Here is a 25,277-nt window from a genome sequence, read left to right as displayed (position 1 = left end):
AAGGAATCCATGGCATATGGATTCCTTTTTACTATTTACTGAAAAATAAGTTCTGTCTTCAAACTATCTTTCGGTAACAGCCATCCTTTTTGTTCTAAACTCTTCATTAATAATTCTCTTTGTTCTTTTGCAATACTTTCCTCATTTGTTTTAAACGACACTTCTATTACGAAATCATCTTCTATTTTCCCTGTATTACTTAGTGGCCAAACTTCAATATTCGTTTTACTATTTTCAAACTCCCCTGTATACCTTTTCATTAATACAGGACCGTAAATACGGGAATCCCTTAACATCTCTTCTCCCCAATTCGTATACAGCCATTTGTTCATTTTCCCTGGTAACTTTTCTATTAACATGTTTTGAGCAGCTTGTTCGTCTGGTAGATCAAGTACTCCATATCCTTTAGCACTGTAACTTTTCTTATTTGAAATACTTAACGTTTTCTTCTCAAATCCCCAGTCTATTTCTGCCTCATAATTATCAGTTTTACTGTCAAATCCATCTTTTTTAGCTACTTCTAGTGCATCTTGAATTGCACCGTTTTGAATCGGGTATCTTTTTTTATATGTTAGCTCAAAATCTTTACTAAATTCTTTCTTTCGAATTCTGGCAAACCAGCCTTCATTACTTAAATTTTTATTTGCCGTATCTAAAAACTGTACTTGTATTCTTTCATAATTTGTACCAGCCTGGAAATGCTCTAGTACATCTTGCTTCATCTCTTTGTTAGAACCTAATACTTGTTCTGGCTTTAATAATAACTTCACTTCAAAACTAGGTGTCATTGGACTAGCAGCAAACCCTTCCTTATCGTTATAAAGGAAACAACAAAAGAAAATACTCACGAATACAAATACTTTTTTCATATACCTATCCCCTTTACATTTCAAATAACTTCTATACGTTCCATAGTAAGTGAATATACATTTTCATACCCTGCCGTGCTAAGCTTTTTCTGTAATCGATCCGTATCCTCTTTCAAAGCGTGTACTAACACCGTATGTTCCGGTAATAATGCATTTAACATCTCTTTCACATCTCTTATACTTTGATGAACTTTATATGGAACTCGCTTCACCCTACATTCTTTACCTGCACGTTCTTTCAAAACTTTTTCTGCAAAACTCCCTTTAGCAACATGCCCAGTAAAGATAATGGAATTTCGTTCTTCATACCGAATTTGTTCATAATATAACTGCGCTCGTTCCGTTTGCATATTCGCATCGCTCATTACAACTATTCCATAACTATGTTGCGTACCAATGTCATCATCCATAACTATTACGTTTCTTTTTAAACTCTCCACTAGCTCTTCAAGTTCTTCATTATTTTTGATCCAATCTTTATATACGATCATCTCTTCGAATCCATCCAAAATTTCTTGATCTACTATAATGGGAAATCCTTTATATTTTTCATATAAATACAATACGATATCTTGCGCCCTCCCAAGCGGTGGCAATGGTAATAATGCTCTTCCCTTCTTTTGAGCAACTCGTTCAATTTCTGCACAGAGTTCGTCTACTCGTTCATGTTGCGAAACATCATCAGTGTGATACGCGGCATCTACGATTGCAACTTTTATATCGCCGCGCAATTTCTCAGGTAAATTCGCTCGTAGTATGTTAGACTCTGCTGAATAATCGCCAGAATAAAATACATATGTATGACTCATATCCACTAAAAACCAAACAGCTCCTAATACATGCCCACTATACCCCCATTGAAACCGCAATGTAGGAGTAATCTGTATCCATTCATTCGGATTACTAATCTCATCAACATATATATAATTTAAATCTTTCACATTTTGGTCGTTATAAGGTACATTCCATCCTTGCGTCACATTGTAGTTTCTCCATTTTTCATAATAAGCGGGAAGTTGCTCCTTCGTATAACGAGTTGTCCAGATTTTTTTCTTATATCCATACTTCGCTAATAAAGGTAAGCCCATCGTATGATCTTCATGAATATGTGATAAAAATACTGCATCTAAAAACGGTACAACTTCCCGCTCTATTTTTGGATAACTATCCTCATATGATCGATTAATACCACAATCAAATAATATTTTTGTCTCTTTATTTTTTACGAAATAGCAGGAACGACCGTATTCTCCCGCTCCTCCCCATACTTCTATCCTCATCATGCTACCCCTTTTCGTTTTTGCTCCATATGCTGCAGAAGTAATAAACATAGCGTTGTAAGTCCAACTGAAACGACAGCCATTGCCATTCCAATAGATACTTCTCCTTGTTCAAATTGAGCAAAAATAAATGTTGCTGACGTTTCTACTGATGGAGGTAGTACGAGAAGCGATGCTACTAACTCCCTTATCGAGATTGTAAATGTCATCGCCCATCCGGCAAGAATACCTGGGATAATAAGAGGTAATATTATTTTTCTAAAAATATAAATATAATTTCCAGAAAAAATACTTCCTGCCTGCACGAGAGAATCATCGATTTGCCCGAGCGATGCTTTTACATACTGCACTGTATAAGGTAAAAAAAGAACAACATACGTTACGATTACCATGACTGGTGTATTATAAATTGACAGGGGCATATAGGGAGAATTCCAAAATAAAATAAGCCCTACAACCATCACGATTCCTGGTACCATATTCGGTAACATACCGCACATATCAAGCCATTTTTCAGAGGACTTTTTCCCCTTTCGAATCATAAGTGCCAAAAACACTCCAATCATAACAGCAATAATCGCTGTTATAAGTGAAAAAAGAAAACTGTTCCATAAAGCTTCTAATCCTGGAGATCCAATTGTAAATAGTGCTTCATAATGACTCGTTGTAAAGTTATTTACATGTAAGCCGCCGCCTCTTAATTTCGATAATGATGCGATTAGTATAGAAAAATACGGGATTCCAATTGATACGATTAATAAACCAATTACATAAAACCATGCTACAACGCGCACAAATATAGACAAAGTATACCTTTTAGATTTCACACCTTTTCCACTAACCATTGCATATGAATACTTTCGATTCAATACATTTTGCATATACCAAATGAGCATACATGCACTAAGTAATAAAGAAGATAATGCTGTTGCACTACTAAAATCAATTGGCCAACTCGAAATAAATTTATGAATTTCTGAAGTTAACACATGAAAGCCTATTCTCCGCCCGAATGTAGCCGGTGTTCCAAATTCAGCAATCGTCTTTACGAAAATGAGTAAAGCACCCATTACATAACTTGATACTAATAGCGGCAATATTATTTTTCTTAAACGATAGAAAAAGCTTCCACCATGAACTGCTGCCGCTTCTTCTTTACTACTCCCAATCTGAAGTAACGTGTTTTTCAACATGAAATAAAGGAATGGAAATAAATGCAGACTCATAATTAAAACCATACCTCCTAAACTAAAAAATGAGGATGATATCGTCTTTAGCATCGGAAAAAACTGTTCGAAATAGCCGTTCGGTTGCATGAACAAAATCCAGCCCATCGATCCAATATACGGCGGAGTCATAAATGGAATCATAAAAACAATATCTAACTTACTATGCTTTCCAACATCTGTTTTGCTCATAATGAAAGCTAGTGGAAATGCAAAGATGGTTGCTCCTATTACTACAAGTACACCGAGAAGCATCGAGTTTAGAAAAATCCCAGCTAATCCACCACTCTGCATCACTTCAAAAGGCTTTAAAAAATCCCAACTACTATTTTCATATACACTAGAAAGTAAAATGAGAAAAAGCGGAATGACGATTAACATCGCCACAAGTAACAACGCTACCGTCATTCCAACTTGTCTTACTGATACGAATCGATTTACCATGTAATCACCATCTTATTGAAATACTTTCTTAAATTGTTTTCCTATTTCATCTTGTTCTTTCTCAACTGTTTTCCAATCAATATTTAATACTGTAATCTCTTCCACATTTGGTCTATTTTCAGCTTTTATATCTGTTCTACCAGGCAATAAATATGCTTTAGAAATTTGTTTTTGCACATCATCTGATAATAAATAATCAATAAACTCTTTTGCACCTTCTACATTTTTACTATCTTTCATAATGCCTGCTGCGCGTGGACTAATGACTGTTCCGCTTTTTGGATATACGATATCAACTGGTTCACCCTTTGCCTTTGCACTGTACGTCATATAATCAACACCCGCAATGACCATATCTTTTGCACCTGTTACAACTGGATCTAATGCTTCTTGGTTTGCCCCCGCTACTGTAACTTCATTTTTCTTAAGCTGTTCAAATAAATTCCATCCATCTTTTCCATTCTTTTTCACGTATCCTGTTACAAAGTCTAAAGCCGAACCTGAAAGTGCTGGATCTGGAAGATTCACCTTCCCTTTCCATTCTCCTTTTGTTATATCGCTCCAATCTTCAGGTGCTGCCTTCACATTTTTTGTATTGTACACAATTCCTAATGCCGAAGCACTATACCCGAAATAATGACCTTTATCATCCGACCATTCAGAACGAAGCTTATCAGCTTGTTTCGCTTCTTTATAAGCTAACGTTTGACCATCTTTCTTTAACCCTTCCATCGCTGGTAAAGAAGCAAGTACCACTACGTCAACGACTGGTTTTTTCTTTTCAGCTTCCATTCTTGCTAAAATTTTTCCAGTTGTCCCTTGAAACATTTCCACTTTTATATCCGTTTTCTTTTCAAAGTCCTTTTGAATTTTTTCTGCTAATCCTTTTGGCCCTGCACTATATACAACAATTTTCTTTTCATTAGTAGTTTTACTTTTTGCATCTGCATTACCTGTCTTTGAGCTACACCCTGTTACTACTGCAGAAAACAGTAAAGTACATACAAATAAAGACTTAAGCGAACTGAATTTCTTCATACGATTCTCCCCCTATATGATGAATACATTTTTTCGGTACATATAACGATACTGGTTTCCCGATGCTTAGCTTACTAGTGTGATAAGCTGTCCATACACCGAGTGTCCCCATGTCTACTTTCACTTCATAACGTTCTCCTACATATGTAACGTGCTGAATTTCACCTGTATACATTTCACACACTTCATTTTTCGCCCAGCTCACATGCTCTGGACGAACCATTTGTTTACCCTCTACAAGCCAATTTGCCTTACCAACAAATTTTGCAACAAATTCATGAGATGGCTTCACATAAATGTCTTCTGGTGCTCCTTTTTGTAATACTTCTCCTTGTTTCATGACAATGATTTGGTCTGACATTGACATAGCTTCTGTTTGATCGTGGGTTACATACAATGCCGTTAAACCGATCGAATGAACGATATCCATAAGCTCTAATCGCATTTCTTCTCGCAAAATTGCATCGAGTGCACTAAGCGGTTCATCAAACAAAATAAAATGTGGCTTTGTTACAATCGCTCTAGCAAATGCGACACGTTGCTGCTGTCCGCCAGAGAGTTCATGCGGATATCGTTTCTCCATCCCTTGTAAGCGAACTCGCTTTATTGCATCTTCTACTTTTTCCCGTAATTGATTCGTTTGCTTTGTAGCCCTTAAACCAAATGCGACATTTTCAAATACAGTCATGTGTGGCCATAAAGCAAAATCTTGAAATACCATACCGATATTACGTTCATGAGGAGATGTTTTTATTTTTTTTGCACTAGAATACATGCACGTATCTCCGAAATATATTTCACCTTTATCTGGCTCTTCAAGTCCTGCAATCATTCTAAGTAAAGTCGTTTTCCCGCATCCCGAAGGTCCTAAAAGTGTGGTGAATTCACCTTGTTTCATAACAATTTGTAGCGGTTTTAACGCCTGTGTTTTTCCAAAATTCTTTTCTAATCCAATAATTTTAATGTCCATCGTTTCACCTCTCTCCCCTCACTCTTAACCTGCTTTCATTCTATATGGAAGATTTATACTGAATGTTAATGTACTGTAAAGATTAAATTAAAAAACTTCTAATAAACTATTTATTTCTATAGATTTTTTCTATAGTTAAAATAAAAAAGGCGGCAATTCATAATGAATCTCTTAAAATTGGAAATTGTAGTGCTTATTAAGAAATACAAAAAGCTTACGATCGTTGCAGAAAAACTAGGTGTTAAACAACCTACTATTACATTCCATATAAAAAGCCTAGAAGAGGAACTCGGTGTATCTTTATTCGAATTACGTTCGGGAAGGTATTTCTTAACAGAGGCTGGTGAGGCATTACATCATTATGCTTGTAAAATAGATGCACTCATGAAAGAAGCTAGACGGGTCACGCAAGAGTTTAAAGATTTTCATAAAGGCGCTATAACAATTGGCGCTAGTTATGTACCAGCGACTTATCTTTTACCAGAAATTGTTCATCAATTTCAACGCGAATTTCCAAATATAAAAATAACACTTATGGTAAAAACAGCTCCTGAGATTCGAACGATGCTACAAAATCATGAAATTGATCTCGGTGTAATTTCCGCAGCACCGTTTGATGAATCATTTTTAAAACAGACGAATGTAATGCCTGATACACTTATTCTTGCCTTTTCCAAAGAACATCATTTTTCAAAAAAAGAAAATGTATCATTACAAGATATCGAAAAGGAACGAATATTACTACATCGTAATCCATCTACAACGAGAGATTTACTTACAAAATGGATGTTAGCTCATAACATTACATTCCAATCTGAAATTGAATTAGATTCATTAGAAACGATGAAACAAATTTTAAAATATGGTAATGGAGTTGCCTTTATTTCTAAACTCGCTATTGAACAAGAAGTACAACGAAATGAACTATGCTATATACCTATCCCTGGATTTGAATTTCAACGTAACATTTATACGATTCATCATGAGGACAGATGGAATTCTAAAATTATTTCTTTTTTACTACATAACATCACTTCTTATGCAACAAAAAATTAAAAGGCTGTCGTTATACACGACAGCCTTTTAAACTATAACTCTATTTATTTTTCTTCGCTTCAATTTTCGCTTGCGCCTCTTCAGCCTTATCTAATGTTTCTGAAACTTTTTTCTCTTTTTCTTTCACATCATCTATACTATCTACAGCTTTAATGAGTTTATCAATTCCTTCTTCTTCTACTTTTCTCCGCTTTGCTACTCTTTCATTCACTTTCTTTTCTACATCCTTTGCTTTTTGAAGCAAATTCTCTGCATTTGATGTTACAGCTTTTTCAAGTGCATCGTCTTTTTTCTTTTGTAACACTTCATTTGCAATGTCTTTCGCTTCTAAATACTTACCGTCTTTTAATGCTGTTGCTCCGTGATCCATTCTCTCTGCAACTTCTTTATATGATTTCGCTTCATTTCCTGATTTCTCTTTTTCTGCTTTTTCAAACCACATTGTTGCATCACTATATTTTTCATCTTTCAATGATTGCATACCTGTTTCAATATATGTGTCATAATTGCTACATCCAGCCATTACGACTAATAGAAAAAGCATAACAAAACTTAATTTTTTCATGCTGTTGTCTCCTTTTCTTTGCCTGCTCACTATACTGTAACATACATGAAAAAGAGTTTCAAAAACTAAAATACTAATTTGGTCATTTTTATAATGATACGTCAAATTTTTATTATTTTCTTATTTTTAAGCCGACACATCTACTTGTTTTTTCGCCATATGTTGCTTTACTCCAACTAATACAACTAACAATAAACCTCCGCCTATTGTCATCATAACAATGCTAGTTGGCAACATATCTAATAATAATCCATATACAATCATACCGAGTGGTGCGATTGCAGTAGCAATTGTTTCAAGTAGGCCAAACACTCGCCCTAAGTAGCTCGGATCTGTTGTTTTTTGCATATGTACTTGCATCGGAATGTTTACAATCATAATTGCTATACCAGTTAACATCATGAAAGCAATATAGTAAATAAAACTTGTCACTTTTGGAATGGTAACTAACAACGGGAATACTGTACATAAACTCAAACCAGCAAACAAAAACAGTCCAGTATAAATAGAACGAAACGGATTATTCACTTCTTTACGCACTGATAAAGCAATCGCACCCATTAGCATCCCGACTGCTAACATTCCCTCTACGGTACCGAGTTGCTTTGAAGATAAATGCAATGTATGGACGATAATGTATGGAAGTGCAACAGTTAGCCCACAAGCAAAAAAGTTTACCCACAATGCTATTTTCATTAAGCTATATATTTCATGCTGTCGTTTTACATATGAAAAACCTTCTTTTATACTCGTCAAGAAATGCTCTTTACTCTCAGCCACTTCTTTTTTATATAAATCAAACACAATAAATAATTGCAAAATAACCGCTAAAAAGAATGTAATGCTATTTAACAAAAAGAACGACTTAATTGAAAAGAAACCAAATACAACTCCACCAATAATCGGCCCTAAAATATTTGATAAAGAAGCTGCCGTTTGATTTAAAGCACTCGCTTTTTGAATACGCCCCTCATCTACTAAACTCGGAATAGACGATGTTAATGCAACAGAATAAAAACTTGCACAAATTGATAATAATGCTGCTGAAATATAAATAAAAAGAAGTGATGGTCCAAATATAGTAGCAAGAATAAACATAATAAGCATCGTTAAACTACTTAATAAATCAGTACCAATGACAAGCCACTTTCGATTCACACGGTCTGCTACAGCACCTGCAATCGGACCACAAATCATCCTTGGAAGTGATCCACAAACGAGCGTAATTGCAAACCCCATTCCTGAACCAGTTGTCTTTAGTACGTATAACCCCATTGCGAACGTATAAATACCTGCTCCTAATAAAGACGTCATTTTTCCAATCATCATTAAAATGATATTTCTCGTTGCAATCTTCATTCTTGAATCAGTTTGACCTATACTTACATCTTCCATTATGACACTCTCCCCTTAAAAGTTAAATTGTGTTAAACTTATTATATAATCAACTTTCCAATTATTACAACAAAAAGTTTAATTGTATTTAACTTTTTAATTATAAAGGAGCTACAATATGGCAACTCTCGGAGAAAAAATTAAGGCATTGCGAAAAGAAAAAAAGCTTACTCAAACAGCACTGGCAGGTTCCGAATTGACAAAAAGCATGCTTAGTCAAATCGAAAATGGAAAAGCTACACCTTCTATGAAAACATTACAATATATTGCAGAAAAACTTGAATGTGAAACGAGTTTTTTATTAGAAGAAGATGATATAGAAATTGCAGAACTCATTCAACAAATGGAACAACTAATAAAGGCAAATAAATGTGATGAAGTATATGAGGCTTTATTACCTATCGTTCAAAAAGAGCTACCTTCTACTTTAAATACAGCTCGTTTATATAAACAATTTGTAACCGCTGCGGCGATTATGAAAGATTACAACATTGAATCTTACGTAGAAAAAGCTGTTTCTATTTTTGAAAAATATAAGTTATACCGTGACAGTACGGAAACAAAATTAAAATTATCTTTTGCGATATTCACACGTAAAAAGTATGCTGAATGTTTACAACTTATAGCTAATATTAGAAATGATTATGAGGAGAAACATTTAGAAATGGATCTTATTATACATATTGAATTATGTTTATATGAAGCCATCATTTTACTAGCATGTGGCGATTATGAAAAATGTGAAAAAACGATATTAGAAGCACTCGCATTTTCAAAAGAGCATCAAGTGTATTTTAAAACAGACGAATTTTACCGGATTTTATCTTACCAAAAAGTCATTACAGCTGATAAAGAACAATATTTATATTACATAAAAAAATCGGAGCAATTTGCCATTTTTACAGAAGATACTCTATCCATTGCGATTATTGATATTTTAAAAGCTTACTACTACAACACGATTACTAATGAATATACAATCGCATTAAAACATCTAGAACAATTTCGAAAAAAACTAAAAGATAAGCCAATTTTTCAAGATGACGGATTGTATTATCTTGAAAAAGGAAAATCTTTATACGGATTAAAACGTTACGAGGAAGCTTTACAAGCATTGCAATGTGGTAGTATTATACCGGATTATATGAACCATCCACTGGATCAAGCGTGGCTTACAACAGCAGGTGCATATCGTGCACTTTGTTACGTCAAACTAAATGATAAAACAAGAGCTCTTGAAGAAGCAACAAAAGCAAATGAAATGATACAAGCTTATCCAGACTCTACTTTTTCCGAATTTATTAAAGAAACATTACAAATAATACAAAAATTTTAAGAATGTCTCGAAATGGTATATTATTCCTCTTTTTTAGCAAAGATAATAATGATGGGAGGAATATAAATGAATATTCAACGTGCAAAAGAGATTTCTGTGTCAGCGGAGCAAGCTAATGTTAGTTTTCAAGGCATGCCTGTTATGATTCAACACGTCGACGAAAGCAATGAAACCGCCCGCATATATGAAGTAAAAAATCCAGGACGCGAATTAACGGTTCCAGTTAATAGCTTAGAGGAAATATAAGAAATGCCACTTCATTTTTTTGAAGTGGCATTTTTCTTCCTTTAGATTACTTATTATAAATTTCTTCTATTTTACAGGAGCTAAAAAAATAAGAATTTTCTACTTCTTTTCTTTTTGTGACCTGCTAAAATACAAACTATGGATTAATCATTCACACTATACATTAAGGGGGAAAAATAATGGCATCTAATTTAGAAAAAAACAAGTCTTATTATGCAGTTATATTCACTTCTAATTTATCAAATGATACAACAGATTATAGTACAGTTGCCGACAAAATGGAGGAACTCGCAAAGCAGCAACCTGGATTTCTAGGTGTAGAAAGTGCACGAGACCATTCAGGGCTCGGAATCACAATTTCTTATTGGAAATCACTTGAGGCGATTGATAATTGGAAACGGAACGCCTTACATAAAGAAGCGAAAAAAAGAGGTCGTGAGCAATGGTATGAAAACTTCCACCTACGTATCTGCCTTGTTGAGAAAGAATTTAAGTTTCATAGAGGTACTTTATAAATATGAAGAAAAAATTAGCTCTCGTTGTTGTTCATGAAATATATGGTGTGAACGATCATATGCATCACGTTACCGACCACTTCACTTCATCTCAAATAGATGTATTCTGTCCTAATCTGCTACAATCGCAACCTGCATTTCATTATAGTAATGAAGAAAAAGCATATGAATATTTTGTAAATCATGTTGGATTTGATGATGGGAAATACCAAATTGAAGAATTCATCAATACTCTTTCACGTAATTATACACATATTGGACTTATCGGCTTTAGCGTTGGAGCTACCATCTCATGGCTATGTAGTAACAATCCGAAAATAGATTTTATTATCGGATGTTACGGTTCTCGTATACGCGACTATGTTCACATAAAACCTACATGCGCTACATTACTTATATTCCCTGAAAAAGAATCTAGTTTTTCAGTATCCTCTTTAATCCAAACATTGCAGCAACAAAAGAATCCTTTATTAGAAATACAACAACTACACGGTGAACATGGTTTTCTAAATCCGTACACTGAAAAATATAACGTGCACTCTACAAAACAAGCATACCATTTAATAGATTCGTTTCTTGTAAAGTGAAACTTTAATCAGTAGGGGACTCTTTATCCCCCACTGATTATTAGCCCTCACCAATCGGGCTTTTACGGGCAGTTGATCCCCCATCTAACCTCTTTTCTTAAGCTGAATTTTGAGGTGGGATCTTACTGCCCATTAATGCGGGGTAAAAACACTCTTATAAAGGAGGCTCAAATGACGCTTACATTACTCTTACTTATTTTCATATTCATTGCCTTTTTCTCAGCGCTAACTATCATTTTTATAACCATTAAAAAAGGGACATTTTTAAAACGTCCCTACTTACAATCCATTATCGTTTGCCTATTATTCTTTACAAATTGGATCTTATATTTAACATCTTTTTATACGTTACTCCCTGAGAAAGTTAGCGAGTTCATATTCTTGCCCATTTGGTTTTCCCTTTGTATTTTAGGTTTTATAACTTTCTGGCGTGAATGGAGAAATAGTCGTGTGTTCTCCATATGTATCGGTTTTCTTTCCTTTATGAGTTTTATATTTGGGCTGTTTTTGTTAGTTCTTTCGGGGATGTGACTATGAAATGGGAGTAAAGACCTAATTACTTTCTTTCATTAACAGCTTTGACCTGAACTTGGTATAATATCAAGTTTGGGTCTTTTAATTTCCCCTTAATCTTAATGTGATTATTAAATCCATAGTACTAAAGAACTGCCCGGCCGCTTCATTCTCCTCAATATACTTTTGAAGTCGTATAATCATACCAGTTTTAATCAATTCTCTAATTATTTTTTAACAATTGAACTCTCTTCTTTTAAACAAATTGAAACTATATGGCATTTTCTTAATGATCGTAAAACCAATGTAAAAAATTATTAATCTTTATACTTTATTATTTACGTGTTCAATTAAATAGATTATCCTCTTTATTGAGAAGGCCTCTCAACAATAAATTAACAGGGAGAAACATATGAAGACAAAAATTTTTTCTATTATCACTGCCTTAACTTTAATGACATGTTTCGCTATACCAACATTAGCAGCATCTAGTAGTTACAGTTTTAAAATGGACTATCGAGTGGTAGATGGTAGTAAAAACAAACAATTTCACACACTTTCTAAAGGTAGTGTATATATCAATGGGAGTGCATATGTATATTCTACTGATGGAGGAGCTGTGGGACCTTACGATGTAAATTATACTCTGTATAGATCTGCATGGGGTTCGGATCCTAGTTATGGAACAGTTAATGGCGGCATAAATAAATCTTTCTCTGGTGCATATAATGTTGATACAAATTCAAATGAATACTACTTATTTATTTGGAAAACAAATGACGATGGACAAAATATACGAGGGAATGGAAAAATATCTAATTAAAATATTACCACTAAACTATGATGTCTATTATTAGACATCATAGTTTAAATATGAAAATATGAGGGTTTTACACATGCTAATTGACTTTGATGGTTTTATTCTTATTGGAGCGTTTATTATGTTGTTATTTTTACTTCTCTTTTTTAAGTTACACCTAAAAAAGAGAAACATGCACTTACTATTTTTCTCAATATTTTATTTGTACCTTTGTATGGTATTTAATTATACCCAATTCCCAATTATTATAGATGAAAATATGAAAAAAGAAATTGGACAAAATGTATGGAGAGATGCTAATTTTATACCATTTAACACGGAACATTTTGCTATAACAACATCAATACTTAATATACTACTAACAATTCCTTTTGGCTTTGGTTTTCCTTATATAAAAAAGACGAATTTCAAACATGTTGTTTTATTAGGGATTGTATTAGGAGTCTTATTAGAAACTTTACAACTTTTATCAGCACTTTATGCCGGATTCACTTTTCGATATGTCGATATAAACGATGTAATATTTAATTGTATGGGTGTCATTTTAGGATACAGTATATCAAAAGGTTTTACCCTTGTGTATAGAGCATTTATACACAAATTTGATATTAAATTGAATTCTTTTTTAAGGTATATTTATGAAACGAACGACCGGTCTATATAATTTGGTCTTTAAAATTAATACAAACACAAGTATTTATACACCGCGGACAAAAATGGATGTTCCAAAAATAGTTACTCAGCTATCTTTGGAACATCTCTCTATCTTTTTATATTGCATCATACATGGAATTATAAAATATAAAGCATAAGCAATAACCAGCCAAATAGTAAAGAAGGAAGAAAAGTAAACTTTCAACTTTTCTTCCTTCTATGTTTACCTTTAGATTTCACTGTCACTGATTCACAAGGTGTATAATAAATTTGAGGTGTCGCCCTATCAACAAACATCATAAATGTAATAAAACCGATAATAAAGAAAATAAACAGCGTTAACAAAATTGCTCCTATCGTTAAAAGTATCATAACACCACCCCTATATCTTTCATGTAATTACACTTTTCGCTATTATATGAGCTGAATCCTTTTTAGAAAAAGAAACGTAACAAAATAATCACAATCACGCCAGTTAATACTGTACCTAATAGACTGCGAGTATATATTGCGACAAGAAATGTTGGAATTGCTGCGATAAGGTAATCCCACTGCATCGTCTCATACATAAATAAAACTTGTGCTAAAAGTGCTGCTAATATCGCAATTGGTATGTAATTTAACCATTTTAAACCCCAGTCTGGAATTTGAAGTTTGCTAAATACGAGTAGAGGTAAAATACGTGGCACGAGTGTGACAGCACCGGCTGCTAATAAAAGTAATAATACGTCTAATCTCATTTCCATTTTTCAATCACCACTCCAATCGTCGCAGCTAGTAATGTTGCGATAATAACCGCTATACTATCTGGCATAAATAAGTGTGAAACGTACGCAATTATAATCGCTACAATTGCAACACTTAAATGAATCGCTAGTTTTGGTTTACTACTTATGAGCTGAAGTACAAATAACCCGATAAACATCGCTGGTAATGCATAATCTATTCCGTACGTATGCGGGTCTGGTATCCACTCGCCAAACAGCCCCCCGATAATAGTAGCAAGTATCCAATTTAAATATGCTGTTACATTAAGTCCAATCATCCATCTTTCACCTAAATATCCTTTTTGCGCTGCATGCTGCACTGCAACGCCGAAAGTTTCATCTGTAATTTGCGAACCGATGATTAAGTTTTTAAATAGAGGAATTTTCGTGAAATACGGCGCAAGCGCTGCGCTCATTAATAAATGGCGTAAATTAACAAAAAAGACAGTGAAAATAATTGCAGAAGCAGGAGCACCAGCTGCATACATACCAGCTAATATAAATTGGGCAGAACCTGCATAAATTAAAGTGGACATAAACGCAATTTCAATGATGGAGAAACCTGCTGTTTTTGCAATGACACCGGCTGCAATACCGATACTCAAATAACCAAATACAGTTGGTAAACAATCTTTTACTCCTTGCTGAAATGTATCATCGCTCTGCAAAGCTACATGTGCCTGAGCTTTACTCATCCCTATCATCCTCCATTCCTTCTAAAGTTCGTTTTCCTGTTACGACATGAACTAAATCTATATTTTCACGCCATAACGTGTCTAACTTATCAGCTCCAAATTCCTTCGTGATTTCTTCAACCATAATATCGTGCCGAACATACTCGGTAGCAACGAGAACTAGTGCTGGGTCATACGTTGTAACGGCCCATGAAGTGCTATCATTTGAGAAATTCGCAATTAATACTTCTTCCCCATCACGCGCGATTACAGTTAAATGACCACCCATTCTCTTTTCAACAACGTGGGGCGTCATATAATTATGGTGAAACGTCGCGCCTATTTTTGTTTCTGGAGCGCCAAATAGGATTGAAAATATATGTACGCCTTCCTCTTCCTTTTGATGAATGTATGGCTCAATTTCATGTACTTGATCTTCCCATACAGAAATCCATAACTCTTCCTTCGCTCTACTAATTATATTGCATATTTCTTTTAAAACACGATCATTTGAGCGAATATGCGAAATTACATCTATTTGTCGCTCTTGCTCTAAACAATTTAATTTCTCATCTAAAAATTCAAAGGACTTCTCAAAGTCTTTTCGCATTCGATTCATTAACTCGGTAGCGGGTACTGGTACATATTTCACCGGTTCTGACGGAACAATATGCACCGCTCCTTTATCCATCAATTTACCGAGTACTTCATAAATCATCGAACGAGGTACTCCTGTCTGTTTACTCACTTCATACCCAGTTACTGGGGAATGTTTTAACAGCCCAATATAAGCTTTACATTCGTATTGGGAAAAACCTAATTTTTGTAATTCCTTTATAATTTCATCCATCAGTAATCCCTCACATTCTATATAACTCTCATTTCAAAACGATGCATGTATATTAGTAGTTATTACTATACCTACTAATATAAAAAAACAGAACCTCAAAGTCAATTGATAATTCTGAAATTTAAACAAAAAATAAAAAGCCTTCTTATGAAAGGCTTTTTATACGTATCCTGTTATTTTAACTGCAATGTTTTTGATGTATTTCCCTCCAAATGTTCGCGTAAAGTAGAACCTGTATACTCTTCCCTAAATACACCTGCTTTCACGAATAAAGGAATGACCCTACTTAAGAATAGATCCAATGACTTTGGAGATCCTCCTGGAATGGCGATAAATCCGTCTAACGCCCCTGCCTCAAACCTATCCATAATTTGCTTCGCAACGTCTTGTGGTGTACCAACTGCAACCCAATGAGCCGATCCAACAACTTCTGGTCGTTCTAGTATTTGTTCAACAGTTGGTTCATTTTTAATAATGTAGTTCCGTAATAATTCGGCATGTGTTTTACTGCGAACAGCTTGATCTCGACTTGGCAGCATCTCTTCCGTAATTTTACTTTCTAGTGGAAGCCCTCTAGCGTTTAATCCGAGAACCATTTCAAGTAACGCATATCTCTTCTCTTTTGTGAGATGTTGATGAGCTTGCCTATGCATTTCTAACGCTTCTTCATATGTATCACCTATAAAGAAATATAATCCAGGCAATACGCGTATATCATCTTGGTTACGGCCATGCTGCTTTGCTCTTCTTCTTAAATCTTGACGCAGTTCCATTCCTGACTCTACATCCGGCGTTGCAGCAAAAATTGCATCCGCAACAGAAGCAGCAAAATTCCGGCCAGCTTCTGAAGCACCAGCTTGGAATAATGGCATTTCCCCTGACCTATGCTGCGGAATATTAAGTGGACCTTTTACCTCAAAATGCTCGCCACGATGCTCAATTGGCTGTACAATATCTCTAATTACGTCAGCGTTATCTATCTTCAAAACTTCATAGGGATGGCTCCTCCAAAGTTTTTTTACTAACGCTGTACATTCTGCTGCCTTCGCGTATCGCTCTTCAGATGGCGGCATCTCTGTCTCACCAAAATTTTCTGCACCATCAATGGATGTAACAATATTCCAACCTACTCGGCCGTTACTAATCCAGTTCAAAGATTGTAATTGCCTTGCTAATATATATGGTGGATAAAACGAGGTTGAAGCAGTCGTCACGACTCCAATTTTTTCTGTTGCGTACGCAATAGCGGTAAACAGTAACGTCGGATCTAAAATGACATTCCCCTTATTACGGGCAATTAAATCTGGGTGCGCCACTAAATAATCTGCTTTAAAAACAAAATCTAACTTAGCCTTTTCTGCCTGTTTCGCTAACTCTACTTGTTCAGCAATTCCCGAATTAAACTCACTCTCTTGCTCTTTCTTTCTAGAAATTAAACATAACCCAATGCAAAGTTGTTTCTTTGTAGACATATACACACCTTCCCCTTACTTTTAATTCACCTAGTTAAACAAATATTGCTATCATTATGAAATTCCATTCTTATAGAAATGGATAAAATGATAATGATTATCAATATCATTTTATGATGTAACTGTAATAAAAGCAATAAAAAAAGACTTCCGCTAACGGAAGTCTCTATCTCAATATTTCATTCGCTTCTTTTTCATAAATTTTATCAAATGAAGTCATAACGCGTTGTGACGCTGAAATCATTTTTTGATCTGTCATAAGATCAGCCATCTCTTTCGTCATATCTACATTTGAATTTTCTAGCATATAATTTTTTACTGTCCCTACTCCGTTCGGTAAATCAGCAATGTTTCCTTCTGCTAGTGTAAAGCTTTTGTTCTCTCTTTGTACGAGACGATTATTCGCTTCTGCACCTACTGTTTTTGTTTGCAGGCGGGCAATATTATTTTGTGTTACAGCATCATATAACGTACCGTCTGCTTGTACAGCTACTTTTGCTCCTTCTGGAATACGAATACGTTCATTATTCTCTCCCATTACGAAAGCTCCTGAAGTTGTTTGTAAATAACGATCACTATTTAATGTAAAACTACCGTCTCTCGTTAAAAACGTTTCATTATTTTTAGATGTAACGAAAAACGAAGCTGTGCCAGCAGTTCCATCATCTAAAAAGAAATCTGTATCACTATTTGTCATTTGTATATTTCCTTGTACTAAGTTCACATGCGTTGCGGCTGGTACTACAGCGTAATCGACCGAACCGATATTTGTCACAGCCCCATCTCCGCGGCGATATGTGTCTTGTACATCAAATACTTTAGAAGTCATATTTTCTGCTTTAAATCCTGTCGTTTGAGCATTTGCAACGTTATTTGAATGAACATTAATACGCTGCATGTAATTCATCATACCCATAGAACCTATATAAAGACCGTTCATACTCGTTTGAATAAGGCAGTTGCCTTATCCTTCACCTCTTTTCTATGATGTTTGCAACATTTGTTTTGCTAAATGTTCAGCTGTAGCGATATGTATATGTTGCTTCACGTCTTGTCCGTCTGTCATTAATACAATTGGAGCTGATGATACTGCTGGAATTTTTAATAATTCACCACTACTTGCCGTTTCATCAAATTTTGTAAATACGATTCCATCAATATGAATATCTTTAAAGTTCGTAATGATTTCAATCATATCTTTACTTTTCATCGAAGCTGATAACGTTAAACAAATATAATCTGGCTCTACTTGTCCCATCGTTTCAATCATTTCTTCCACTGTTTCTGACGCACGATAATTTTTTCCGGCGGTATCAATTAAAATATAATCGACGCGCGCTTCTTCTTTAAAATACGTAAGTGCTCTTGTCATTGCAGCTTCATCACGTACAGCGATTACTTCAAATCCAATTGTCTTTACGTAATCTTGCAGTTGCTGCACTGTCCCAATGCGCGAATGGTCTGTCGTAATAAAGCCAACCGTTTTTTTCTTACCGTGAAACTGCCATGCCATTTTCGCAAGTGTTGTCGTTTTTCCAACACCAGTCGGACCGATTAATGCAATTGTTTGCACTTCTTTTTCAAATACGTTTTCCGTATTGAAATGAGATCTCATATCTTCCAATATATATTCGATCACTTCTTCTTCTGTAATCATCGTTGCATTCTCAAACTTCACTTTTAACTTTTCAGCATATGCATGAATGAAGTATTGTTCTACATCGTTTTGCTCTAGCATACGAATTACTTTTTGAATAATAAACGGTACAGATTCTTGCTTTTCTATTTTGACAACTTCTTCTTTCTTGACCGGAACAACTTTCTTCACAGCGTTTTGCTTTTTCGTTACTTTCGTTTCTTTCGTTTCTTCCGTCTGTTTCACAACGACGATTCCTTTTTCAAACAACTTTAATAGTTTCTCTTTCTTTCTCGTCCATTCTTCACTATTTCCAGTTTGCATCGCCGCGTATGACATAGAAGTCGTCACGTTTTCTAAATTGTGCAGTACCGATTGAATTCCATACGCCTTCTCAATTTGTTCTGAAGGATCATTCACAACATCCATTAATTGTTCATGAAATTGAGTAGCGCCTTCGTTCACTTCTTCCTGTTTATCCTCTGGAAACGCAACTAACATTTCATAATTCTTTTTCCAAAAAAACGGGATATTTCGTTTTACACTTTCATCGACAACGTAATAATAATCTGTACCATATTGGTCAAATAACTTTCGATACAATTCATTTTTCGAAGCTGCTTTTATTCGCATTAACGCTTCTTTCTTTTCTGTACTTTCCATTACTTCACCCCCTACTATTCAATATAGGCAATTTGATCTACAACAATTTCTGGTGCTAATTCGCTAATACAAAGTACTTGTGCTTCTATTTGATAACGCTCAAGAAGTCTTACAATCGCAAACCTGAAATCTTTTCTACGCGTTAATAACACTGGTTCTCTTCCCATTAATCGGGCTTGTTTAAAGACACGCTGTACTTGTTCAACAACACGTGTTTCTAAATCTAAATCCCAGTTTAATAAGTAACCTTGGTATGAATTATTTACAACATCCGCATCTAACTCGATTGAATCTGAGAAGAGCGCCGCATAAATTTTACCGTCAGGATTTTTTGCATTTTCACAAATCACTTTTGAAATACATTCACGGACGAATGACGTTACACCGTCTACATGATTTTGATAAATTTCTTTTCCGTCAATAATACCTTCGATAATAGTTGGTAAATCACGAATAGAAATACCCTCTTTTAGCAATTGTTTAATAACATTTTGAACGAGTGATAAGTCGATTTCTTTCTTCTTAATCTCTTCTAATAAAACACCGTTATCATTTTCAAGCGAGTTAATTAAGTCTTTTACATGTTGACGCTGAATTAACTCATGAAGATTACGTCTAACGACAACATCTAAATGTGTAATTAATATGCTAAGCGGCTCTAATACTTGATAGCCTTTCATTTGTGCATCTTGTACCATATGCTCTAAAATCCAATATCCATCTTCACCGAAAATTGGATCTTTCGCTGGTTCTGCATCTAAATCGGCCATTACATTCGGTGTCTTCAATGCTAATAAATAACCTGATTTTAAAACACCTTCAGCTGCCTTCGCACCTTTAATACGAATAATGTAACGTCCGCGTGGTCTAAAACTCGTATTATCTTTAAAGTTAATGCCAGGAACGTTAATACCAAGGTCGGTAATAATCGACTTCCTCATAAGGACAACTTTATCACGAGCTGTTTCCCCGTTAATCTTCTGCTTTACAAGTGCTGCTAAATCTAAACCGAGTTCTACTATAATTGGATATTTATCTGTAAATACTCCGAATGAATCTTCCACTTGTTGCAGTTGCTCATCTTCGCCTTGAATCATTTCTAATTCTTTTTGAAGCTCGTCTTCTTTTTCTTTCTTTATTCGGTTTTTATTACGAATTCCTAAGAAAATAATTGTTCCACCAACAAGAGCAAACGGTAGAAATGGTAGCGGAGTGAAAATACCCATCGCAATAAATAAACCACCAAGCGCATATACAACAACTTCATGTGCTAATAACTCTTTAAAGATACCTTCTGTTACTGTATCCGCTGAACCATCAAATACACGTGTTACGATAATACCTGTTGAAATCGCAAGCATTAACGAACCGATTTGGTTTACGATTCCGTCACCGACAGTTAGCTGTGTATAGTGAATAGCTGCTTCAGCAAAACTCATGCCCTGCTGCATCATCCCGACAATTAAACCGAAAATAATGTTTACGAATAAAATGACAATCCCGAAAATAACGTCCCCTTTAATGAACTTTCCGGCACCATCCATCGCTCCGTAAAACTCTGTTTCCATATTTAATTTTTTTCGTTTTGCCTGTGCATCTTTTTCAGTAATAATACGCTGGTTTAAATCCGCATCGATCGACATTTGTTTCCCCGGTAAAGAATCAAGTGTAAAACGAGCTGCAACTTCAGCTGTACGAGATGCACCGTTTGCAACGATAAACTGGAATATGATTAATACTATGAAAATAACGATACCAATTAATAAGTTCCCGCCAATAACAAACTGACCGAACTCTTCAATAACATGCCCCGCATTTCCATCTGTCAAAATCGCTCGCGTCGTCGATACGTTAATCGATACGCGGAAAATCCCGATTAATAACAGCATCGTCGGAAATGACTTTAATTCATCCCACTCGTTAATACTTGTTGCTCGCATATAAATAAGCACTGACATACTTAGTAAAAAAACGATAACGATATCAAGTATAAATGGTGGAAGTGGAATTAAGAGCGCCACTACGAATGACGCTGCTAGAAAGATAGAAAAATAGGTTCTTGCAGAATCTATCTTAAACACAAGAGATCTCCTCCAACCGCGCTATTATACTTCAAGTTCATTCGTTTGAATTAAATAGCGCATAACTTCAATTACAGCTACGTATAAATCTTCTGGAATCGTCTCATCTTCCTCGACTTGATAATATAAAGAACGAGCAAGCGGACGGTTTTCCACCATTGGTATTTCTTGTTCACGGGCAAGCGTTCGTATGTATAATGCGAGCTCATCTTCCCCTTTTGCAACGACAATTGGAGCTGCATCAACTTGTTTATTGTAACGAAGTACAACCGAAATATGAGTCGGGTTGTTTACAATAAACGTTGCACCATCCATCTTCTTCGCAATTGTTCCTTGCAAAATCGCATGCATAAAGTTTTTTCGTTTCCCCTTTACTTGTGGGTCTCCTTCATTATCTTTATGCTCTTGTTTTACTTCTTCTTTTTTCATCTTAATATCTTGTTCATACTCCCATTTTTGATAAATGAAATCAATAATAGAAAGAACGATTAAAATAATTAAAATTGCTAAGAAGATAAATTTAATTTGCCTAATAATTTCAGTAAGTGACGCAGTCCAGTTAAATCCAATCATACTAACGATTTTCTCTAAATTCTTTTTAAAGAGAACGTAAGCAACATAACCAATTAATCCCATATAAAATAGGGATTTCAAAATATCTACTAAACTTTTACGACTAAACAATCTCGTAAAATAGTTTTTTGGGTTAATACGTGACGCTTTCGGCTTAATGACTTTAGAAGAAAATAAGAAACCGACTTGAATCATATAATTAAATAAATGAAAAGCGTATACGAGTATTAATATCGGAGCTGATACTTTTAGTAATAAAATACCCATTAAATAAAAATACTCGGTAGAATCTGTGTTTTTTCCAATTTGATCAAACAACACCGCTACAGAGTTTGCAATCTCATAACCGAGCCAATCTCCGAAAAAGTAAACGACAACTGCTAATACAAGTATGGAAAACAAGTTATTTAAATCTTTACTCCGGGCAATATTCCCTTCTTCACGCGATTTTTTACGCTTCTGCGGGGTGGCCTTTTCTGTTTTATTATCCTTTGCCATGCGCGTCCCCCTACTTCGTTAAGAAAAAGTTAAATAGTTTCGTATATTCCTCAAGCAATACATCCGTCATGTTTTTAAACACATAACCGAGCATCGGTACACTCATCGCAATAAACAAAATACCACATGTAATTTTAATGACATACGCATTCATAAAAACGTTTAATTGCGGAGCGTTTTTTGCGATTAATATAAGAACAAAGTTAATGATGAACAAACTTCCCATTAGCGGAAGAGCAATTTCAACCGCTGATGTGATCGCAAATAATAACGTTGCGAGTAGACTATCTAAAAAACTAGTCGTCAGCAATTTTGAAATCGCCTCTGTATATTGAAACGACTTTAAAATCGTGGCAACGAAATAATTAATGCCGCCAAGTGAAATAAAAATAATGAGGAAAAATATATCAAAAATAGTTGAAAGTAACGTAGACTGTGAGCCTGCATTTACATCAAACAAACTTGCCTGTGATAAACCGATATCAAAGTCTAAAATATGCCCTGCCATTTTTGGAATGTTCCACAACATTTCTACAATTTTTGAAAGCGATAATCCAATTACAATTTGCGTACCTGCATAAGCTGCCACGTCCCAAGTTGTCTTTATGTGAGAGACATCAACTTGATCGGCCACTGTAATGGAAAGAGCAAGTCCAACTGTAACCTTCGCCATTGCTGGAATGGATCGACCTGAGAAAAACGGTAAAAAATATAAAAATGAAGTAATGCGGCAAAACGCAAAAAACGTCGCCGCCCATAATTCCATATTCATTTCATTCCACCTATCTTAGTACGAACGCAATAGCGATGGGATTTTATCAAATAAATCTAAAATGAGCGTCGTTAACTCTTGAAACATCCACGGACCTAAAATGATAATAACGAGCACAATACTCGCCATTTTCGGTAAAAAAGTCAGCGTTTGCTCTTGAATTTGCATCATCGCCATAATGACAGCGATGATAATAACGACAATCATACTTACGCCGGCAACCGGCATTAAAATCATAACCCCTTTATAAAAAAAGGTTTGAAAAATATCTATAATTGGTGACGTATTCATTTATATGACTCCTATCACATAGCATCAAACGCTTCAGGCGACCGTTTTAAACATAATGTCGACGATTTTTGTATATCCACCTAAATATACGAAAACGAGTATTTTAAACGGTAAACTTAAAATCATCGGCGGTACCATCATCATCCCGAGGTACATTAACAGTGTACTAATAATCAAATCTATAAATACAAACGCTAAATAAATGAACATCCCCGTTAATAATCCTTTTTGGATTTGTGTTAACGTAAAGGATGGTACGAGCGTAAATAAGGAAAGATCTTTTAAATCTTTCGGCAACTCTTCTCCACGTACTTTCAACATCATTTTTAAATCATGCTTATACGTATGCTTTGACATATACTCTTTCATAATTGGAGCTGTCGTTTCCGCAGCTTGACTTACTGTTATTTTCTCTTTCGTCATCGGATCCCACACATCGCTCTTTAGCTGCCCAAGTACAGGCTGCATCGTAAAGAGTGATAAAAATAATGCAAGTCCAACAAGTACTTGGTTCGGTGGTAAATTCATTACCCCAAGTCCTTGACGTGTAATTCCAAGAACGATCATAAAATAAGTAAAATGTGTAAATAATAGAACGATAGAAGAAGATAATGATAAAAGGGTAACGAGCGCAAATAGCTGTACACTTGAATTACTCGTAAACTCTTTTCCATTTTCGAAATTAATAAAACCGTTCGGGGCCGCATACGCTGGATTTACAAAAATAATTGAAAAAACGATAGAAAATACGAAAATAACGGCTAATAATGATAACTGTTTCTTTATTCTCATGATGGATCCTCTACTTTTTTCGTTTCACTCTTCACCGCGTCTTCTAGCGCTTGTTGAAACTGATTTCCTGTTCCTGTTAATTGCACTGATTGTACACCGTTATTACTAATAACAGTGAACACTTGCTTGCCGTCTACTTCAAATAAAAAGGCGCTCGTTTGATGATTTAAATAAACGCCGTCCTTCACTTGAATGTGGCCATTTTCACCTTGTTTAAAAAACTGCTGCTTGCGCGTCTTTTTCGTCATATAATATGCACCGTAGCCGAGCGCACCAAATAGTAAAACGACTTGAAATAAGGTCGTCATATACGACATATGACTCCTCCTCTACTCTTTATCTTGCATTTGACTTTGCGCTTTCATAAGCGCAGCTTGCTTCTTGTCAGCTTCAATTTCAGAAATGATAATACCGAACTTCTCGTCCATTACGATCGCTTCCCCAATGCCGACTTTCATATTACTTAAATACACATCTACTTTATGTCCTAAGTTTTTCTCTACTTCAAGAACATCGCCCACTTTTAACTCTTTCACATCACCGAGTGTAATAGATGACTTCCCAAGCTTTACACCAAGTTCAATCGAAATATCCGAAACAGTATCAATATGTGCTTTACCCGCTTCATTTCGCTTTCCTGCAAATTCTTCTAATCCCATTAATGACACAGGAGATACTTCATGTTTCATATGGA

At 35.1% G+C, this 25,277-nt stretch carries 29 protein-coding genes; 8 read left to right on the top strand and 21 right to left on the bottom strand.

What is annotated here, in order from left to right; all coding sequences use genetic code 11:
• Positions 1–35: 35 nt before the first annotated feature.
• From ACYVEC_RS10755 to ACYVEC_RS10735, 5 genes are read right to left on the bottom strand one after another with little or no spacing between them, the layout of a single operon-like run.
• A complete protein-coding gene (locus ACYVEC_RS10755; protein WP_063224047.1) occupies positions 36–869 on the bottom strand; it encodes a hypothetical protein in 834 nt (277 codons plus the stop codon).
• Between the two features lie 20 nt (positions 870–889).
• Positions 890–2,152 (bottom strand): MBL fold metallo-hydrolase, encoded by a 1,263-nt coding sequence (locus tag ACYVEC_RS10750; protein WP_063224048.1) that lies wholly within the window; start codon positions 2,150–2,152, stop codon positions 890–892.
• On the bottom strand, positions 2,149–3,819 hold the full coding sequence (locus ACYVEC_RS10745; RefSeq protein WP_460506345.1) for an ABC transporter permease: 1,671 nt from the start codon (positions 3,817–3,819) through the stop codon (positions 2,149–2,151). The genes ACYVEC_RS10750 and ACYVEC_RS10745 overlap by 4 nt, the downstream gene beginning before the upstream one ends.
• Before the next feature lie 12 nt (positions 3,820–3,831).
• Positions 3,832–4,857, bottom strand: a complete 1,026-nt coding sequence (locus tag ACYVEC_RS10740) for an ABC transporter substrate-binding protein (protein WP_460506343.1) — start codon at positions 4,855–4,857, stop codon at positions 3,832–3,834.
• Positions 4,835–5,827 carry an ABC transporter ATP-binding protein gene (locus tag ACYVEC_RS10735; protein WP_063224051.1) on the bottom strand — a complete coding sequence of 331 codons (993 nt, stop codon included), beginning with the start codon at positions 5,825–5,827 and terminating at the stop codon, positions 4,835–4,837. The genes ACYVEC_RS10740 and ACYVEC_RS10735 overlap by 23 nt, the downstream gene beginning before the upstream one ends.
• Positions 5,828–5,989: 162 nt before the next feature.
• Between ACYVEC_RS10735 and ACYVEC_RS10730 the strand changes: the two genes are divergently transcribed.
• A complete protein-coding gene (locus ACYVEC_RS10730; protein WP_063224052.1) occupies positions 5,990–6,883 on the top strand; it encodes a LysR family transcriptional regulator in 894 nt (297 codons plus the stop codon).
• 40 nt (positions 6,884–6,923) lie between these two features.
• Here ACYVEC_RS10730 and ACYVEC_RS10725 read toward each other — a convergent pair whose 3' ends face one another.
• Both ACYVEC_RS10725 and ACYVEC_RS10720 read right to left on the bottom strand, forming a co-directional pair.
• Positions 6,924–7,448, bottom strand: coding sequence for a COG3014 family protein (locus ACYVEC_RS10725; protein ID WP_063224053.1), 525 nt, complete (start codon positions 7,446–7,448; stop codon positions 6,924–6,926).
• A 126-nt stretch (positions 7,449–7,574) separates the two neighbouring features.
• Positions 7,575–8,843 (bottom strand): MFS transporter, encoded by a 1,269-nt coding sequence (locus ACYVEC_RS10720; protein WP_063224054.1) that lies wholly within the window; start codon positions 8,841–8,843, stop codon positions 7,575–7,577.
• A gap of 118 nt (positions 8,844–8,961) precedes the next feature.
• On the opposite strand from ACYVEC_RS10720, the gene ACYVEC_RS10715 reads away from it, so the two are divergent.
• The 7 genes from ACYVEC_RS10715 (at position 8,962) to ACYVEC_RS10685 (ending at position 13,524) form a co-directional block, all read left to right on the top strand.
• Positions 8,962–10,179 carry a helix-turn-helix domain-containing protein gene (locus tag ACYVEC_RS10715; RefSeq protein ID WP_098555077.1) on the top strand — a complete coding sequence of 406 codons (1,218 nt, stop codon included), beginning with the start codon at positions 8,962–8,964 and terminating at the stop codon, positions 10,177–10,179.
• Positions 10,180–10,245: 66 nt separating this feature from the next.
• Entirely contained in the window at positions 10,246–10,425 is a 180-nt protein-coding gene (locus tag ACYVEC_RS10710) for an H-type small acid-soluble spore protein (RefSeq protein ID WP_063224056.1), read from the top strand.
• 179 nt (positions 10,426–10,604) lie between these two features.
• Positions 10,605–10,940, top strand: coding sequence for an antibiotic biosynthesis monooxygenase family protein (locus tag ACYVEC_RS10705; protein ID WP_063224057.1), 336 nt, complete (start codon positions 10,605–10,607; stop codon positions 10,938–10,940).
• 2 nt (positions 10,941–10,942) lie between these two features.
• Positions 10,943–11,527 carry a dienelactone hydrolase family protein gene (locus tag ACYVEC_RS10700; RefSeq protein WP_063224058.1) on the top strand — a complete coding sequence of 195 codons (585 nt, stop codon included), beginning with the start codon at positions 10,943–10,945 and terminating at the stop codon, positions 11,525–11,527.
• Positions 11,528–11,698: 171 nt separating this feature from the next.
• Positions 11,699–12,058 carry a hypothetical protein gene (locus ACYVEC_RS10695; protein WP_080468636.1) on the top strand — a complete coding sequence of 120 codons (360 nt, stop codon included), beginning with the start codon at positions 11,699–11,701 and terminating at the stop codon, positions 12,056–12,058.
• A gap of 394 nt (positions 12,059–12,452) precedes the next feature.
• Entirely contained in the window at positions 12,453–12,863 is a 411-nt protein-coding gene (locus ACYVEC_RS10690) for a hypothetical protein (protein ID WP_098555075.1), read from the top strand.
• Positions 12,864–12,936: 73 nt separating this feature from the next.
• The gene (locus ACYVEC_RS10685; protein ID WP_063224059.1) at positions 12,937–13,524 is read left to right on the top strand and encodes a VanZ family protein; all 588 of its coding nucleotides are present in this window, start codon (positions 12,937–12,939) and stop codon (positions 13,522–13,524) included.
• Positions 13,525–13,715: 191 nt separating this feature from the next.
• Here the strand turns inward: ACYVEC_RS10685 and ACYVEC_RS10680 are convergent, their stop codons facing one another.
• The 14 genes from ACYVEC_RS10680 to fliN all read right to left on the bottom strand — a co-directional run bounded on the left by ACYVEC_RS10680 (position 13,716) and on the right by fliN (position 25,272).
• Positions 13,716–13,886 carry a DUF3951 domain-containing protein gene (locus ACYVEC_RS10680; RefSeq protein ID WP_063224060.1) on the bottom strand — a complete coding sequence of 57 codons (171 nt, stop codon included), beginning with the start codon at positions 13,884–13,886 and terminating at the stop codon, positions 13,716–13,718.
• 62 nt (positions 13,887–13,948) lie between these two features.
• On the bottom strand, positions 13,949–14,260 hold the full coding sequence (locus ACYVEC_RS10675; RefSeq protein WP_063224061.1) for an AzlD domain-containing protein: 312 nt from the start codon (positions 14,258–14,260) through the stop codon (positions 13,949–13,951).
• The gene (locus ACYVEC_RS10670; RefSeq protein ID WP_460506332.1) at positions 14,251–14,976 is read right to left on the bottom strand and encodes an AzlC family ABC transporter permease; all 726 of its coding nucleotides are present in this window, start codon (positions 14,974–14,976) and stop codon (positions 14,251–14,253) included. The genes ACYVEC_RS10675 and ACYVEC_RS10670 overlap by 10 nt, the downstream gene beginning before the upstream one ends.
• Positions 14,969–15,805 carry a TrmB family transcriptional regulator gene (locus ACYVEC_RS10665; RefSeq protein WP_000343360.1) on the bottom strand — a complete coding sequence of 279 codons (837 nt, stop codon included), beginning with the start codon at positions 15,803–15,805 and terminating at the stop codon, positions 14,969–14,971. Before ACYVEC_RS10665 ends, ACYVEC_RS10670 begins: the two co-directional genes overlap by 8 nt.
• A gap of 173 nt (positions 15,806–15,978) precedes the next feature.
• Positions 15,979–17,277 (bottom strand): NtaA/DmoA family FMN-dependent monooxygenase, encoded by a 1,299-nt coding sequence (locus tag ACYVEC_RS10660; RefSeq protein WP_336448600.1) that lies wholly within the window; start codon positions 17,275–17,277, stop codon positions 15,979–15,981.
• 166 nt (positions 17,278–17,443) lie between these two features.
• Positions 17,444–18,217 (bottom strand): flagellar basal-body rod protein FlgG, encoded by a 774-nt coding sequence (locus ACYVEC_RS10655; protein WP_098555072.1) that lies wholly within the window; start codon positions 18,215–18,217, stop codon positions 17,444–17,446.
• A gap of 42 nt (positions 18,218–18,259) precedes the next feature.
• On the bottom strand, positions 18,260–19,576 hold the full coding sequence (gene flhF, locus ACYVEC_RS10650) for a flagellar biosynthesis protein FlhF (protein WP_098555071.1): 1,317 nt from the start codon (positions 19,574–19,576) through the stop codon (positions 18,260–18,262).
• Between the two features lie 14 nt (positions 19,577–19,590).
• Complete coding sequence (flhA, locus tag ACYVEC_RS10645) at positions 19,591–21,657, bottom strand: flagellar biosynthesis protein FlhA (RefSeq protein ID WP_098555069.1); 2,067 nt, start codon at positions 21,655–21,657, stop codon at positions 19,591–19,593.
• Positions 21,658–21,681: 24 nt separating this feature from the next.
• Positions 21,682–22,728 carry a flagellar type III secretion system protein FlhB gene (gene flhB / locus ACYVEC_RS10640; RefSeq protein WP_001040116.1) on the bottom strand — a complete coding sequence of 349 codons (1,047 nt, stop codon included), beginning with the start codon at positions 22,726–22,728 and terminating at the stop codon, positions 21,682–21,684.
• Between the two features lie 10 nt (positions 22,729–22,738).
• The gene (locus ACYVEC_RS10635; RefSeq protein WP_001055716.1) at positions 22,739–23,500 is read right to left on the bottom strand and encodes a flagellar biosynthetic protein FliR; all 762 of its coding nucleotides are present in this window, start codon (positions 23,498–23,500) and stop codon (positions 22,739–22,741) included.
• Between the two features lie 15 nt (positions 23,501–23,515).
• Positions 23,516–23,791 (bottom strand): flagellar biosynthetic protein FliQ, encoded by a 276-nt coding sequence (locus ACYVEC_RS10630; RefSeq protein WP_001098085.1) that lies wholly within the window; start codon positions 23,789–23,791, stop codon positions 23,516–23,518.
• A gap of 33 nt (positions 23,792–23,824) precedes the next feature.
• The gene (locus ACYVEC_RS10625) at positions 23,825–24,583 is read right to left on the bottom strand and encodes a flagellar type III secretion system pore protein FliP (RefSeq protein ID WP_001220582.1); all 759 of its coding nucleotides are present in this window, start codon (positions 24,581–24,583) and stop codon (positions 23,825–23,827) included.
• Complete coding sequence (locus tag ACYVEC_RS10620) at positions 24,580–24,900, bottom strand: hypothetical protein (RefSeq protein WP_000121176.1); 321 nt, start codon at positions 24,898–24,900, stop codon at positions 24,580–24,582. The genes ACYVEC_RS10625 and ACYVEC_RS10620 overlap by 4 nt, the downstream gene beginning before the upstream one ends.
• A gap of 12 nt (positions 24,901–24,912) precedes the next feature.
• A complete protein-coding gene (fliN, locus tag ACYVEC_RS10615) occupies positions 24,913–25,272 on the bottom strand; it encodes a flagellar motor switch protein FliN (protein WP_048543384.1) in 360 nt (119 codons plus the stop codon).
• Positions 25,273–25,277 lie beyond the last annotated feature (5 nt).

This window comes from Bacillus sp. MN7755 (assembly GCF_054771475.1).
The sequence above is the reverse complement of the archived record's forward strand: the minus strand, read 5'-3'. Positions and strand labels throughout refer to the sequence as shown.

Coding starts and splice junctions, on each gene's coding strand:
- ACYVEC_RS10755 (WP_063224047.1), bottom strand. CDS start 869: ATGAAAAAAGTATTTGTATTCGTGAGTATTTTCTTTTGTTGTTTCCTT.
- ACYVEC_RS10750 (WP_063224048.1), bottom strand. CDS start 2,152: ATGATGAGGATAGAAGTATGGGGAGGAGCGGGAGAATACGGTCGTTCC.
- ACYVEC_RS10745 (WP_460506345.1), bottom strand. CDS start 3,819: ATGGTAAATCGATTCGTATCAGTAAGACAAGTTGGAATGACGGTAGCG.
- ACYVEC_RS10740 (WP_460506343.1), bottom strand. CDS start 4,857: ATGAAGAAATTCAGTTCGCTTAAGTCTTTATTTGTATGTACTTTACTG.
- ACYVEC_RS10735 (WP_063224051.1), bottom strand. CDS start 5,827: ATGGACATTAAAATTATTGGATTAGAAAAGAATTTTGGAAAAACACAG.
- ACYVEC_RS10730 (WP_063224052.1), top strand. CDS start 5,990: ATGAATCTCTTAAAATTGGAAATTGTAGTGCTTATTAAGAAATACAAA.
- ACYVEC_RS10725 (WP_063224053.1), bottom strand. CDS start 7,448: ATGAAAAAATTAAGTTTTGTTATGCTTTTTCTATTAGTCGTAATGGCT.
- ACYVEC_RS10720 (WP_063224054.1), bottom strand. CDS start 8,843: ATGGAAGATGTAAGTATAGGTCAAACTGATTCAAGAATGAAGATTGCA.
- ACYVEC_RS10715 (WP_098555077.1), top strand. CDS start 8,962: ATGGCAACTCTCGGAGAAAAAATTAAGGCATTGCGAAAAGAAAAAAAG.
- ACYVEC_RS10710 (WP_063224056.1), top strand. CDS start 10,246: ATGAATATTCAACGTGCAAAAGAGATTTCTGTGTCAGCGGAGCAAGCT.
- ACYVEC_RS10705 (WP_063224057.1), top strand. CDS start 10,605: ATGGCATCTAATTTAGAAAAAAACAAGTCTTATTATGCAGTTATATTC.
- ACYVEC_RS10700 (WP_063224058.1), top strand. CDS start 10,943: ATGAAGAAAAAATTAGCTCTCGTTGTTGTTCATGAAATATATGGTGTG.
- ACYVEC_RS10695 (WP_080468636.1), top strand. CDS start 11,699: ATGACGCTTACATTACTCTTACTTATTTTCATATTCATTGCCTTTTTC.
- ACYVEC_RS10690 (WP_098555075.1), top strand. CDS start 12,453: ATGAAGACAAAAATTTTTTCTATTATCACTGCCTTAACTTTAATGACA.
- ACYVEC_RS10685 (WP_063224059.1), top strand. CDS start 12,937: ATGCTAATTGACTTTGATGGTTTTATTCTTATTGGAGCGTTTATTATG.
- ACYVEC_RS10680 (WP_063224060.1), bottom strand. CDS start 13,886: ATGATACTTTTAACGATAGGAGCAATTTTGTTAACGCTGTTTATTTTC.
- ACYVEC_RS10675 (WP_063224061.1), bottom strand. CDS start 14,260: ATGGAAATGAGATTAGACGTATTATTACTTTTATTAGCAGCCGGTGCT.
- ACYVEC_RS10670 (WP_460506332.1), bottom strand. CDS start 14,976: ATGAGTAAAGCTCAGGCACATGTAGCTTTGCAGAGCGATGATACATTT.
- ACYVEC_RS10665 (WP_000343360.1), bottom strand. CDS start 15,805: ATGGATGAAATTATAAAGGAATTACAAAAATTAGGTTTTTCCCAATAC.
- ACYVEC_RS10660 (WP_336448600.1), bottom strand. CDS start 17,277: ATGTCTACAAAGAAACAACTTTGCATTGGGTTATGTTTAATTTCTAGA.
- ACYVEC_RS10655 (WP_098555072.1), bottom strand. CDS start 18,217: ATGAACGGTCTTTATATAGGTTCTATGGGTATGATGAATTACATGCAG.
- flhF (WP_098555071.1), bottom strand. CDS start 19,576: ATGGAAAGTACAGAAAAGAAAGAAGCGTTAATGCGAATAAAAGCAGCT.
- flhB (WP_001040116.1), bottom strand. CDS start 22,728: ATGGCAAAGGATAATAAAACAGAAAAGGCCACCCCGCAGAAGCGTAAA.
- ACYVEC_RS10635 (WP_001055716.1), bottom strand. CDS start 23,500: ATGAATATGGAATTATGGGCGGCGACGTTTTTTGCGTTTTGCCGCATT.
- ACYVEC_RS10630 (WP_001098085.1), bottom strand. CDS start 23,791: ATGAATACGTCACCAATTATAGATATTTTTCAAACCTTTTTTTATAAA.
- ACYVEC_RS10625 (WP_001220582.1), bottom strand. CDS start 24,583: ATGAGAATAAAGAAACAGTTATCATTATTAGCCGTTATTTTCGTATTT.
- ACYVEC_RS10620 (WP_000121176.1), bottom strand. CDS start 24,900: ATGTCGTATATGACGACCTTATTTCAAGTCGTTTTACTATTTGGTGCG.
- fliN (WP_048543384.1), bottom strand. CDS start 25,272: ATGAAACATGAAGTATCTCCTGTGTCATTAATGGGATTAGAAGAATTT.